This is a genomic window from Proteiniphilum acetatigenes DSM 18083 (assembly GCF_000380985.1).
GTDB classification, from domain to species: domain Bacteria; phylum Bacteroidota; class Bacteroidia; order Bacteroidales; family Dysgonomonadaceae; genus Proteiniphilum; species Proteiniphilum acetatigenes.
This window is the reverse complement of the sequence record NZ_KB905695.1, coordinates 381,857-395,118: the sequence shown is the minus strand read 5'-3', so window position 1 is coordinate 395,118 and position 13,262 is coordinate 381,857. Positions and strand designations below refer to the sequence as shown.

Annotated in this window: 19 protein-coding genes; all 19 read left to right on the top strand. The window is 41.6% G+C overall.

All coding sequences use genetic code 11. From position 1 onward, the window contains the following. Positions 1 to 146 precede the first annotated feature (146 nt). The 19 genes from murQ to F597_RS0108040 all read left to right on the top strand — a co-directional run bounded on the left by murQ (position 147) and on the right by F597_RS0108040 (position 13,256). Positions 147 to 968, top strand: coding sequence for an N-acetylmuramic acid 6-phosphate etherase (gene murQ, locus F597_RS0108125; RefSeq protein ID WP_019539235.1), 822 nt, complete (start codon positions 147 to 149; stop codon positions 966 to 968). A gap of 11 nt (positions 969 to 979) precedes the next feature. Then, the gene (locus F597_RS0108120) at positions 980 to 1,321 is read left to right on the top strand and encodes a hypothetical protein (RefSeq protein WP_019539234.1); all 342 of its coding nucleotides are present in this window, start codon (positions 980 to 982) and stop codon (positions 1,319 to 1,321) included. Positions 1,322 to 1,380: 59 nt separating this feature from the next. Continuing rightward, on the top strand, positions 1,381 to 2,202 hold the full coding sequence (locus F597_RS0108115) for an alpha/beta hydrolase (protein WP_019539233.1): 822 nt from the start codon (positions 1,381 to 1,383) through the stop codon (positions 2,200 to 2,202). A gap of 58 nt (positions 2,203 to 2,260) precedes the next feature. Further along, positions 2,261 to 3,385, top strand: coding sequence for a lipid II:glycine glycyltransferase FemX (locus F597_RS0108110; protein WP_019539232.1), 1,125 nt, complete (start codon positions 2,261 to 2,263; stop codon positions 3,383 to 3,385). 495 nt (positions 3,386 to 3,880) lie between these two features. Then, entirely contained in the window at positions 3,881 to 4,387 is a 507-nt protein-coding gene (locus F597_RS0108105; protein WP_026327266.1) for a GRAM domain-containing protein, read from the top strand. 12 nt (positions 4,388 to 4,399) lie between these two features. Continuing rightward, the gene (locus F597_RS0108100; RefSeq protein ID WP_019539230.1) at positions 4,400 to 5,311 is read left to right on the top strand and encodes a helix-turn-helix domain-containing protein; all 912 of its coding nucleotides are present in this window, start codon (positions 4,400 to 4,402) and stop codon (positions 5,309 to 5,311) included. A 181-nt stretch (positions 5,312 to 5,492) separates the two neighbouring features. Then, entirely contained in the window at positions 5,493 to 6,074 is a 582-nt protein-coding gene (locus F597_RS0108095; RefSeq protein ID WP_026327264.1) for an O-antigen ligase family protein, read from the top strand. A 10-nt stretch (positions 6,075 to 6,084) separates the two neighbouring features. Beyond that, positions 6,085 to 6,606: a hypothetical protein gene (locus F597_RS0108090; protein ID WP_026327263.1), complete on the top strand. Its 522-nt coding sequence runs from the start codon at positions 6,085 to 6,087 to the stop codon at positions 6,604 to 6,606. Between the two features lie 198 nt (positions 6,607 to 6,804). Then, positions 6,805 to 7,593 carry a hypothetical protein gene (locus tag F597_RS0108085; protein WP_019539229.1) on the top strand — a complete coding sequence of 263 codons (789 nt, stop codon included), beginning with the start codon at positions 6,805 to 6,807 and terminating at the stop codon, positions 7,591 to 7,593. Between the two features lie 48 nt (positions 7,594 to 7,641). After that, positions 7,642 to 7,923 carry a hypothetical protein gene (locus F597_RS0108080; RefSeq protein ID WP_157279026.1) on the top strand — a complete coding sequence of 94 codons (282 nt, stop codon included), beginning with the start codon at positions 7,642 to 7,644 and terminating at the stop codon, positions 7,921 to 7,923. Further along, entirely contained in the window at positions 7,898 to 8,275 is a 378-nt protein-coding gene (locus tag F597_RS22335) for a hypothetical protein (protein ID WP_157279023.1), read from the top strand. The genes F597_RS0108080 and F597_RS22335 overlap by 26 nt, the downstream gene beginning before the upstream one ends. A 24-nt stretch (positions 8,276 to 8,299) precedes the next feature. Then, on the top strand, positions 8,300 to 8,809 hold the full coding sequence (locus F597_RS0108070; RefSeq protein ID WP_019539226.1) for a GRAM domain-containing protein: 510 nt from the start codon (positions 8,300 to 8,302) through the stop codon (positions 8,807 to 8,809). Between the two features lie 171 nt (positions 8,810 to 8,980). Next, complete coding sequence (locus F597_RS0108065; protein WP_019539225.1) at positions 8,981 to 9,961, top strand: clostripain-related cysteine peptidase; 981 nt, start codon at positions 8,981 to 8,983, stop codon at positions 9,959 to 9,961. Between the two features lie 44 nt (positions 9,962 to 10,005). Then, entirely contained in the window at positions 10,006 to 11,049 is a 1,044-nt protein-coding gene (locus tag F597_RS0108060; RefSeq protein ID WP_157279020.1) for a transglutaminase domain-containing protein, read from the top strand. A gap of 32 nt (positions 11,050 to 11,081) precedes the next feature. Then, a complete protein-coding gene (locus F597_RS23100) occupies positions 11,082 to 11,393 on the top strand; it encodes a hypothetical protein (protein ID WP_157279050.1) in 312 nt (103 codons plus the stop codon). Between the two features lie 53 nt (positions 11,394 to 11,446). After that, positions 11,447 to 12,004, top strand: coding sequence for an HU family DNA-binding protein (locus tag F597_RS22210; RefSeq protein ID WP_019539222.1), 558 nt, complete (start codon positions 11,447 to 11,449; stop codon positions 12,002 to 12,004). Positions 12,005 to 12,161: 157 nt separating this feature from the next. Further along, positions 12,162 to 12,383 carry a DUF433 domain-containing protein gene (locus F597_RS0108045; protein ID WP_019539220.1) on the top strand — a complete coding sequence of 74 codons (222 nt, stop codon included), beginning with the start codon at positions 12,162 to 12,164 and terminating at the stop codon, positions 12,381 to 12,383. Between the two features lie 87 nt (positions 12,384 to 12,470). Then, positions 12,471 to 12,578, top strand: coding sequence for a DUF5615 family PIN-like protein (locus F597_RS23095; protein ID WP_169337968.1), 108 nt, complete (start codon positions 12,471 to 12,473; stop codon positions 12,576 to 12,578). Between the two features lie 108 nt (positions 12,579 to 12,686). Next, positions 12,687 to 13,256, top strand: a complete 570-nt coding sequence (locus F597_RS0108040) for an NfeD family protein (protein ID WP_019539219.1) — start codon at positions 12,687 to 12,689, stop codon at positions 13,254 to 13,256. Positions 13,257 to 13,262: the final 6 nt, after the last annotated feature.

Here is a 13,262-nt window from a genome sequence, read left to right as displayed (position 1 = left end):
ATACCAATCAATTAGCCACATTAGCACTACCCGTCCCGACTCATCGGGATTGGTACATTTAACTACGTTTCGCTCCGTTGAACGTTGTTTGTCACATTAAATTAATCATCAAATCATCACATTAGCAAATCATCACATCAACAGTCATGTCTTTTACTAAAATAACAGAGCAATCATCGCTCTATGACAACTTAGAACAAAAATCTGTTCTCGAAATTCTTACAGAGATCAATCAAGAAGATCAGAAAGTAGCGCTTGCCGTACAGAAAACCATTCCCGAAATAGAGAAACTGGTGACCGGCATCGTGGCAAGAATGCAGCGAGGCGGGCGTCTTTTCTATATCGGTGCAGGTACAAGCGGCAGGCTTGGAGTGCTCGACGCCTCTGAGATTCCACCTACCTTCGGCATGCCTGACACTTATGTGATCGGGTTGATTGCCGGAGGAGACGTCGCGTTACGTAATCCGGTGGAAGCAGCCGAAGACAACCTTGAGAAAGCGTGGGAAGAACTTATAGCACATAAGATCGATCAAAACGATGTGTTGGTTGGTATTGCAGCTTCGGGCACCACTCCTTATGTGATAGGGGCATTACGCCGCGCACGTGAAAAGGGTATCCTTACGGCAGCCATCTGCTGTAATCCCGATTCTCCCGTAGCAGCTGAAGCGGAGATTAAGATAGAGCCCATTGTCGGGCCGGAATATGTGACCGGCAGTACCCGTATGAAGGCGGGAACAGCTCAGAAGATGGTACTCAATATGATCACGACAAGCACCATGATCAAGCTTGGTAGGGTAAAAGGCAACCGTATGGTAAATATGCAACTCACCAATCAAAAACTGGTGGACAGAGGCACACGTATGATCGTCGATGAACTGGGGCTGTCATACGAACAAGCTAAAAACCTGTTATTACTCCATGGGTCAGTCAAAAATGCCATCAATAGTTATCACTCTAAGAAGGAATAGAACTGTACAATATGGCAATCATCATTTATACCGATCATCCCGATCTTTTACTGGACAAGATCTATGAGGCAATAGAAAATAAAAAAGCGGATAAATGGGTAGCGACTGCAGACGGTTATCTTACCTACGGATCACTTCTATGGAAAAATGAAGCTTTTTTTAAGCCTGAGATCTGGGTAGATGACAAACAACTCCGTTTCGGATTGATAAAGCGAAAGGACAGAAAACATATCTCGACAAAACTCTATACAGCTTTTCATGCGAAACTGGTTGAGTTGCTACTGGCCCGTTTCGACCGGGATTTCCGGAATGTAACGGTGACAGCCGCACGCACAGAACCAGACCGGTTCTGAATATTATATTCCCTATTTTCATTTTTAATTTTTCACTTTTAATTTTTAATTTAATAATTATGATCAGAAATATAACACTCTTCCTCTTCATTGCATTATCCACATCTTTGGTAGCACAGGAGATAGGATACGAAACCATTTCCGACATTCCCTATTATGCGGAAGAAGTGCGCCGGCAAGACAGCTATATTGGAGAGCGGTGCCTGCTCGATATTTACTATCCGGTAAATAAAAAAGATTTCACTACAGTCGTCTGGTTTCACGGTGGCGGCCTGACAGGAGGCAATAAAGAACTTCCCGAAGCACTGAAAAATAAAGGTCTGTGCATTGTCGGCGTCAACTATAGGCTTGCCCCGGGGGTAAAAGCACCCGCTTATATTGAAGATGCGGCAGCAGCGGTGGCATGGGTCTTTAAGAATATCGGAAGATATGGAGGCGACAGTTCGCGAATATTTGTATCGGGGCATTCTGCCGGAGGATATCTGTCCATGATGATTGGACTGGATAAACAATATCTTGCAGTTCACGGTATCGATGCCGACAGTATTGCCGGTCTGATCCCTTTCAGCGGGCAGGCTATCACCCACTTTACTATACGAAAGGAGAACGATATCGACGACAAACAACCGGTTATAGATAAATATGCCCCGCTGTTCCATGTCCGCTCCGACGCACCCCCTATGCTGCTTATCACGGGAGACCGCGAACTGGAAATGTTAGGCCGCTATGAAGAGAACGCCTATCTCGCCCGCATGATGAAAGTAGCAGGACATCAGGATACCCGTTTACTCGAACTGCAAGGTTATGGACATGACATGGCATATCCCGCATTTCCTTTGATGTTAAATGAGATAACACGCTTAAACAGAGAGAAAAAATAATTTCCCTGGAGAAACAGGTTTATTTTGCCTACCTTTGCAGGTCTAAAATAAAGAAGATATGCTAACAAACGTCTGCCTCAAGGAGACCGAAGAGTTGTATGCTACACCTATTTTACAGCAAACGGCTTTCTGGTCGGAGGTGAAAACATCCCTGGGAGCTAACACCCTTGCCGTCAATTTTACATCCCAAAGGCCTGATCTCTTTCCGAAATCAGGCGATCAGTCATACATTAAATCGGATCTGCTGGTTATTTTGCAGCAGATCAACCGGAATCATTCTGTAGCTTATGTGCCTTACGGCCCGGAAATTGAACCGGCCGACGAATTCCAGGGTATATTTTTAGAAGAACTCTCCGAATCTCTCCGCTCAGTTCTGCCTCCCGATTGCATCCATATCCGTTATGACCTTTGCTGGGAATCGTACTGGGCCAGGGAGAAAGATCATTTCGACGAGAACGGGATATGGAAAGGCGAACCGGAAAGTCTCTCACAGGAACTACGGTTCAATTTCAGTACGCATAACTGGAATTTCAAGAAAGCCCACTCCAATATTTTACCGGCTAATACCATCTATCTCGATCTGACACAGGATAAAGAAACCCTTCTCCAAAGGATGAAACCGAAAACACGTTACAACATCAAATTAGCACAACGCAAAGGGGTGACGGTAAGATCGATGGGCATGGAAGGAATGGATATCTGGTATGAACTCTATAAAGAGACAGCGACCAGGAATCACCTTCTCCTGAACGATATCAAGTATTTTCGGGCAGTGCTTGACGCCCGTGCAGACAATACCAGTTCTCCGGCCGATGTAAGCCTTCTTATAGCGGAATACGACGAAAAACCGTTAGCGGCTATGTTCCTGGTCATTACAGGTAACAGAGGATCTTATCTTTACGGTGCATCCTCATCGTCACACCGTAACCTTATGGCAACCTACGCATTGCAATGGGAAGCGATCATGAGATCACAACAGGCGGGTTGCACCCAGTATGACATGTTCGGCATTTCCCCTTCACCCGATCCCGAACATCCGCTCTACGGCTTATACAAATTCAAATCGGGATTCGGAGGTGAAATATACCATAGTCTCGGCTGCTGGGATTATCCCTTAGATAAGGAGACCTATAACCTCTTCCGTGCATCGGAACTGCGCAGTCAGGGATATCATTTAAGTTAAAATTTTATTAAGCAGCTGTTTTGAATTTTTATCTCTCAGGGGTTAATTCCCCGCTGCTTGCAGCGGGAAGTAAAAATTATTCCTCTATGATCCCCGACCGCTTGTGGCGGGAAGATTCATTCTATGAGTTATTTCTTTGCCACCAATAATATTTGCCCACCGCCTTTATGTTTACGCCCGGTAGGTAATCGGAACCGTAATCAGTATCGCAGGAGCAAGTATCTTCTTTTTATAAAAATTGGATTCAGAGAGGATGAGCACGCCATAAAAACCTGATAGCCTAATTGCTGCTTATTGCGTTACAGAAAAAACAGAGAAAAGCATTCTCAAACGTTGTTCCTCTAGTGAGGATACATCTTTTCTCAAAAAAATGCCTACTTTTGTTCAGTGTAATCCCTTGGTTCGTAATGACTACAGCGCCATAATCCGAGAACGATAGAGAGGTTTAAATTTGCTCTCGTTCTTCTTCTAAAAAAGTTTTAATTGGAGAATAAGATGAAAAATAAGCAGTCAAAAAAATATGTTTTGTTTTATTTGAACTGGACAATTATGTTTACTATAATCATAATACTAAACGTTCAGCCTGAAATGTTAACTTTGAGAATGATTTTTGTTGCAACTATTATTTCTGCTACTCTTAGTATACCCGCTATATATTATTTCTTTAAGACATTTAGTAAAGAGACGGTTAAAAGTGACTATATACATTTAAATTTGCTGCCTGAAGAAAAATTAATATCAAAAACCAATGCTAGCCTGAAAAAAGGTGTAATTCGTTTGGAAGGTATTTTGTATCTTACAGATAAACATATCCTATTTATCGGGACAGAGTTTTTTGACCGAAATAAAAAATTGATCTGCTTACCTTTACATTTAATATCCGGACATGAACTTGACGATAATTATCAACTGAAAATAAGAGAAGACTCTGGTAAAGAGTATATCATTGCTTTAGAAGGGGCTTTCAGATTTTTCTCAAAACTAAACAATGCCTTGGAGTAGTATGAACTCAAAATGGAACGTCGTAAAAAACATAACTTTGTCAAACTAAATTCTCTTCCTATGTGTAATGCCTATGCGCGTTTAGTCACTATGGTTCTTTTTACAAGCTTGTTTTTAGAATCTTGTAATTGGATACACGACGGGTTCGTCCATTCATTGCAACGCAGGGACACATTTTGTAATTATTCTCTTGGTGATAATTATCATGGACAGGCATTGGGACTATACACTGCTTTGGACCATAATCAACTTGACATACAAATTCAAGAACTCAAAAAACAATGCGACCTTGTAGAAGCTGAAAATAGGATGTTGAAATCTGATTACCGAACCCGGATTATTCTTTTATTAGTTGCCTGTGGGTTACTTTTTGTTATCAATGTAATGCTCTATGCCAAGAGGGAAGAAGCATGGTTCCTTCAAGCAGAAGTGACACAGGAGAAAAATCATATTAAATTAGAGAAGCAGCAAGTAGAATCATCATTGAAGTTATCACGTGAGCAAGTGGAAAACCAGCAGGAGCTGCTATTTCGATACGATTTATTTCTGAAATTTCGAGTAGAACAACAGTTGCTACTACAAAAGAATGCCAACAAAGTGCGATCTAAATATCCAGCATTGGGAGATGCCTATGATAAAATGCTTGAAGTGGAGAGAGAGCGGTTTAATGAACTTGTAGGCACCCTTTTTAAGGTAGAAGATATGGAACGCTTGTTCGATATCCATGATGAAAATAATATCCTGACTAAAAGTGACAGGTTATTGCTTTTTATGCTTGCCAATAATGCCGATAACGAACAGATTGCCGCATTTCTCAATATCTCTGCGGACAACATGAAATCAAGAAAATCATATCTGAAGAACAAAATCATTGCACAAACCACCACTTCCAATGGATTTCAGCGACTGATGGAGTTATTTTGACTAAATCTATTCCTTTTCTTTCCCCTCTTCCGGTAAGAATCCTCCTCTCTTCGGCGCGATATATTATTTATAATTAAATGATTACGGTTTTTTATCAGGTCGTGATTTGCTTGTGTATTGACAATTTCATTTTTTATTTTTTCCTTTGCCTGTGAATGCACCTGAATATTTAAAGAACTAAATGAGACCAAATTATAAGAATATTGAGACATTATATCTATTTACACTTTTTGCAGGTACGCTTTTTTTCATTCCCGCTATATTTGTAGACAGGTTTACTACTGTACCGTCATTATGGATGCAGGTATGGATAAGTACCGGAATATTGGGGTATGTCTTGTCGAGAAAGGGGCGGGCAGCTATCCTGGCAACTGTTGTTATTTTTATCCTGTTTTTTATCCGCTTGTTAAAAGAGCGGGACATCAGGTTCTCTTTCGTCCACTATACGGTCGTTGCTTTATGTTGCCTGTTGTTGCTTGCAGGCTTGTTTTTCATAAAAAAAGACTCGGCCAGCGGCAGGTTACTGATCTGGCAATGTTCGGCACAACTGGTTTCCCGTAAGCCGGTATTCGGATATGGCGGCAACGGTTTCACGACAAATTACATGGATGAGCAAGCCTCATATTTCACAAAGCATCCCGACAGTAAATATGCAATGCTTGCCGACAATGTACGCCACCCGTTCAACGAATTTTTAAAGTGGACGATAAATTACGGCATGGCAGGATTAAGCCTGACGTTGTTATTGGTCGTTAAAGGGTGAAACACGCCGGATGTTACCCCGGTATAAATCGCTTCATACGCATTTACGACACAAAGACCTGTTCCTCTACAATTACGCTGCGGAGTTGAATGTAGTGGGACATTACAAAGAAAGCCTGCAAATCGCGCATGAATGTGATATCCTTTGGGCGGATTATGACCTGCAAATGCTGATGGCAGATAATTGCCTGCAATTACGGCAATACGGAGATACAGAAAAACATCTCAAAAAAGCGGCGGCAATGTGTCCTGTGAAATTCATGCCGTTATACCAGTTGACTGAACTTTATCTGGAAACGGGGCGAAAAGAAGAAGCGCGGGTATTGGCCCAAAAGATAGTGGACAAACAAGTAAAGGTTCCGTCACCGGTTATAAACAGCATCAAAAACAAAATGCGGAATTTGTTGAATGAACAGGACAGTCTGAATGATTCACCCAAATTAATTGAATACAATATGAAACCGGCAACTACTTCCTCATGGCAGGATTGCCTTCCGGATCCAAGGACTCCGAGGGCGCTCCTGCCTACCTGAGACAAGGCGGCATAATACACTTTCCTATTCCGGCAAGCCGCCTGCCTCTCATTGATTTTGGAATAAGGTGAAATCAATTAATAAATATCCAGGAATTGGACATGCAATTTATTACAATGGCGCATTCCACTATTATTGATACAACTTAGGAATTATTGACTTTACAAGACAAATACTTGAACTTTTAAATTAGAATAAATGAAGGCTACTCTTATTTTATTAATCCTGGTTGCATTTACCAGCAACTTAATCATGTCTTATCCTGTAAATCATGTGAATGGAGGAAAATATTTAAAAACGATTGAATATAATGTGATTCACCCAGGCGTGACGGAAGATGCAAACATTTACAACCTGAAACATAAATCGGTAATTGACAGGTTATTTTTTGGGACTAAAAACGCCTTTGTGGAATTCGTATTCACGGATTCTCCCGAGGGAAGTAACGAAGCTGCTGTATTCCGCATTATTAAAAACCGACAGGACGATTCCTATGAACTGGAAGTGATGCGTTTGCAAAACTTGGATGTGTATTATAATAAATTGAAGAATGTGTTGTTGGAAAAGTCGACACCAATTGTCACCCCTTTTTGGTTGTCCACTGTGGTCTCCCGTGAAACAGAGAACCGGATAAGGGAACATAACAAACAGGCAATTCTTCTTGAAAATCAGGATAACCTGTATAAACCTTATCGGCCTGAACCCTTGAAACTTCAGATTAATAAAGAATTAGCTGAGAAAATACATGACAAAACTTCAATACTGATTGAAAATTTCAAAGGAGTAGGAATACCTCTGAACATCGTGGATGGTTTTGAAGTGACATTCCGTTGTGTCATGGACGATGAGTTATGGACTTTATCGATTCATTGCCCACAGGGAAAGGCACTCCGGTTTTCCAGTCTCTTCCGGCAAATAATAGCAGACGGTTTCGATAACAAATTCGACCAGTCCAAATACCTAAAACTTTTTGATGAGATATTATAATTGACTGGAGAAATAAAAAAGAACAATGTAAAAAACATCTGGTATAATATGAATTTTAAAGAACAACTCAAAGCAAGCTGGCCATTTGCGGTTGCTGCCGGCATATTTATCCTGCTTGTCATCTTTTCTACTTCAGGGCTATATAATGTACCCGATATCTTTTGGGGTATAACCTACATATTATTGGCAGTCACATTAACTATTACATGCCTTAAAGCGTCGAAAAGATTTCAACAAAATGGACGATACGGCACTTGTGCCAGATTGATGTATGCCGCGGGACTTTTGTCGGGATTATGGCTTTATGAAGCCATTAAACAGCTGTTCTGAACGACTCAGGAGATTTACCGGACAAATTTCCTCATCCGGTAAATCTCTTTTTCCAAATTATCCGTATAGAGGACGAGGTGTCAGGTTAAAAAATGGGAATGAATCCAGTTGGAATTTTGGAGAATGGTGGCAGAACACTTTTATGCCAAAAGCTGAAGAGGTTGTAAAAGCTGATTTCGCCGGTGCCGCATCTGGTGCTGTGATGGGAGCCATAGCCGGTGGATCAATGGGAACTGTCGCAGCTCCAGGCCCGGGGACTATAACCGTTGGTATTACTGGAGCAGTCGTAGGTGGAGCACAAGGAGCAATCGGAGGTTCAGCACTTATGGGTATTTTAGTTACATTTTGGTAATAACCACAATAATATAAAAGTAATATGAAAAGCAAACCTACCAAAAAGCAGTTTATTTTATTTTATTTAAGTTGGACTATAGTATTTACTATAATTCCAATAATAGTTGTGAGGCAGGAGAAATTAACTTGGGGAATGATCATTCTTGCATTTATTCTCTCTGCTATACTCAGTATACCTGCAACTTATTTTTTCTTCAAAGTGTTAAACAAGCAAACAGGTAGAAGAATGGATATAAGTTTTGATTTGTTATCTGAAGAAAAACTAATCATAAAAACCAATGCTAACCTGAAAAGAAATATTGTTTTGTTAGATGGCTTTTTATTTCTTACGGATAAGCGTATTCTCTTTTTGGGAACAGAGTTTTTTGATCGGAATAAAATGTTGATGTGTTTGTCTTTAAACATAATATCTGATTATGAACATATTAATGGCAGTCAATTAATTATAAGAGATAATTTTGGTAAGAAGTACATATTACTCTTAAATGGCGGCTCTAAATTTCTTTTAGAGTTAAGTAATATTCTTTCGTGAATCTCTCCGGCCCGGATAAATCGATGATTTGTATAGGGTCGGAGATTTAAAATTTATAGTATGTATAAAATTTTCACTACATATATTGTTGCGTTGACTTTTATTTTATTTTCGTGCGAAAAGGATGAATCATTACGTCCCGAATCAGTTAATCGTACTGTTATTATTTATATGTCAGCAGATAATGACTTATCTGCTGATGCCCTTAACGATATAGAAGAAATAAAGAAAGGGTATAACCGCAAAGATGTCCATCTGATAGTGTTTGTCGATTTATCGGGAGAATCGCCTTATTTGTTAGAGATAGCACCGAATTCAGCCAAAACAGTAAAAACATATCCCGAAATAAATTCGGCTTCTGCCTCTCAAATGCAAGATGTTTTGAAAGATGTTATTGATTTATATCCTGCTCATGGCTATGGATTGGTTTTATGGTCGCATGGAACATCATGGCTTCCTTCAAACATGTCATTAAGGTCATTTGGAAGAGATCATGGAAGTGAAATGAATATTCCCGATCTGTCAATGTCGCTACCAGTTCATTTCGATTTTATCTTGTTCGACGCCTGTCTGATGGGGGCCGTGGAAGTAGCCTATGAGCTGAAAGATAAAACGGATTATATCATAGCATCCTCTATGGAAATCATTTATAATGGATTCCCTTATGACAGGGTTATCCCTGAACTGATAAAACCGGTAATCGATTATAAATCTGTGGCACAGCATTATTATAATTACTATGATAATATGCAGGGAGCATATCGTTCGGCAACCGTTTCTGTTATTGAAACACGATATGTACAGGAACTGGCTCTCCGATTAAAACAGCTTTTTGAAGATAATATAGCAAATATTTCTCCGTTTGACCGAACCACGGTTCAACGAATGGATACTTACGAGGAACAATATTGTTTCGATTTAGCAGATTTTGTGGATACGGTTTTTCCCGAAACAGATAAAAGTATATTCACCGACCAACTCAACAAAGTAGTCATTTACAAGGCTCATACTCCGATGTTTTTATCTGAATACGAAATCGAAACCTATTGTGGATTGAGTTGCTACATATCCCATCCTGGGAGGGATGATCTGAACACATATTACAGGAAATCGGGATGGTATAATGCAGCAGGAATTTACCATTTATTTTAATGGAAAAAATCATAAACGATTTATATTATAAGCAAGAAATAGCGATGAAGTATCTTTCTGGAATTCTTTTTTTCTGTTTTTTTCTTCTTTCCTCCGCCTGTTCCCATAAGAATGATAGCCCGCTGGAAGAGGTATTAGGACTTGCCGGCTCAAACAGACATGAATTAGAACGGGTGATTGCTCATTACAAGGCCGATCCTGCGGATAGCCTGAAACTAAAAGCAGCCGGATTTCTTATCCTGAACATGCCGGGGAAATATTCCGAATATTATGAGGCCCCTTGGGAAGATGTGGCGACCGTAAACCTGCGGTGGAGCAGTTCCTCGGACAAATCAAAAGTGTTGGATGCCTATAAAATGGGCAATCCGGTCAGAAGGGACGATGTCAACCACATCACGGCAGAATACCTGGTCTCCAGTATCGACCTAGCATTCCAGGTCTGGAACGACAAGCCGTGGGGAAAACATATTTCATTCGACACCTTTTGCGAGGAGATCCTTCCGTACAGGATCGAAGCCGAACCGCTCGAAAACTGGCGTGAAAAAGTCCTCGCCAGCTTTGCCGATATCAATCAATCGCTAAAGGAAGATTCAACAATTACGGCAGTAGAAGCTTGCAGAAAAGTGAATGACCTCTTACCTCGCTTCCGTCTGGACAAGGACTTCTCAAACATGAGTTTTACCCAATTGATGGCAACAACCAAAGGGATGTGTGACAGCCAGGCGGCATTGGCCGCTTTTGTGATGCGGGGGTTGGGTATTCCTGTAACCATTGATTTTACCCCGCAGTGGAAAACTCTCCCTACAGGACATAGTTGGAACAGTGTTTGCGACAGTGCCGGGCAACATATATCCTTCATGGGTACCGAAACCAATCCTTACAAACCTCATCAGGGCAACACATTGCAGAAAGCAAAGGCTTACAGGAAAACCTATAAGCGCCACAGGGTTGTTGAAACAGATGAAATGCATACCCCGCCCTTGTTTCAGGACAATTTATATGATATTTCTTCGGAACATGATAATATAACAAATATTACCGTCCCGGTAAAACACCGTTCGGATCCGCCGGCTCATATAACGATTTAGGCGACACCGGAGACAAGGCGTTCGACGGTGATATCACCACTTTCTATGACGCAATCGAACCGGATAACTCTTGGACTGGGTTAGATTTCGGGGAAGAAAAGAAAATAGCGGTTATCCGTTACTCTCCCCGGCTCCTGGGGATTGGCATTTATGAAGGATATGAGTATGAGTTGTTTTGCTGGAAGGACAACGGTTGGAAATCAATCGGCAAGAAAACGGCGACGGGACAAACCATCGAATTCAACACCCCGAAAAACGCCCTGTTACATTTGAACAACAATACCGCAAAAAAGAAGGGTAAAGTATTCTTCATCCTCAATGGTGAACTCTTTTATTATAACTGAGTTGCTTATCCGTAGGAAGAAATGTATTCTGCGTGTCGCTATCCGGGCGCCACATGCTTGTGATAACCAGTAAATCGCTCAACAAGGACGACCTTATCAAGACGGCGGTAGCCCGCCGCACCGACCTGAATGCCATCACGCTCAGGGCGTGTATCGACATCCTCAAGCAAATAGCCGTCAAGGAAGTGTGCAACGGGGCATCGGTGGCATTCGGGCTGGGCTATTTCGTCCTGAAAGACACGTCGCAGATCCATACCCGCATCGACCGGGAAAAACAGTATGCCGACACGCGTACCCGGGAACGCATTGTCACGTTTTACCGGACAAGGACGGACACGGTATTCCTCGACGGGGATACGGTAGTGGTGCCTTATTATTTCCCGGAACGCCGGGAAGAAGAAAGGGATATTTCCCGGCAGGACATGCAGTGGAGCCTGCACATCCGCGACAGCATCCAAAAGGCGGTGGAATTAAAGTATAAAACCCAATCACAGGAAAAGGAAAAGCAGAAAAGCGAGTATTCCGGAACGCGCGTCATATACCATCTCGCCTTGCTGGTGACGGGCATGGCGCTCCTGCTCCTGATAATATTGCTTTTGAGGAGGAAATGAGGGGAGGTGTATTACCCGGGATCAATGCCTTACCGGTCATACTTATGCGCTGGCCGGGAATGGCTACAGATGCGATCGGTATAACTTCGATTAAATTTGTCTTGTTCATCTTTTGTTTTTTCGTATATTTGTAAATCCCTTTAAAAATGAATTTATTATGGTAGATTTTAATCACATTATCCGGATCAATCCGAAAAAACGTTTTGGTAAACCTTGCGTAAGGGATACCCGTATTACGGTTTACGATGTGTTGGGCTGGCTTTCGGTAGGAATGACCTACGATGAAATTATCGCTGATTTTCCTGAGTTGACGAAGGAAGACATTCTTGCTTGCCTGGCATTTGCCGCCCGACGCGAACGCTCTTTGCAAACAGCCTGAGATGAAACTGCTTTTTGACCAGAATATCTCATTCCGCATTATGCGTCTGTTACCGGACGATTTTTTCCACAGCAGGCATGTAACTCCGTGGGGCTTAACGACCACGAAGATGTGGAAATATGGCAGTTTGCCAAAGAAAAGGATTTTACCATTGTAACCTTCGATTCCGATTTTTTTGACTTATCGGAGCTGTAAAATATAACGGACGTGGAAAGGATTTGGATTTTCATTTATTGAGATGTAGCGGGCTGCTTGTCTATCTAAAATTCATTTTGTATCTTTGAGCATTAAATCCCAATAGATATGGATATCCTGCAAAACGCCGAACCCCTGTTGCGAACCTTTTGGTATATCGCCGCCCCTGTTACCGTGATTTTTATTATCCAGACTATTCTGACATTTGTAGGTGGAGATTCCATGGACGGAGTGGAAGCCGATTTCGAAGGCGACCTGAGTGACGGGGATGCTCCGTTTCAACTGTTCTCTCTCCGGAATCTCATTAATTTTTTACTCGGCTTCGGATGGGCAGGGATCGCATTCTATAATCTTATCCCCAACAAAACCTTACTGATCCTGGCAGCCGTAATCTCCGGAGTTTTGTTTGTAGCTATCTTCTTTATGATCGTAAGGGTTTTCCTGCGGTTGGCAGAAGATAATTCATTCAAGATGGAAAAGGCACTCCATAAAACAGCCGAAGTATATCTGACCATTCCGGCGAATCGCATGGGTAAAGGAAAAATACTTATCAGTGTGGGCGGCTCGCTACGCGAACTGGACGCCATGACCGATGAGAAAGAACCTATTCATTCGCAGTCGACCGTAAAAATCGTCAAAATAGAAAATAACAACATTCTAATAGTCGAAAAAATCTAAATATTT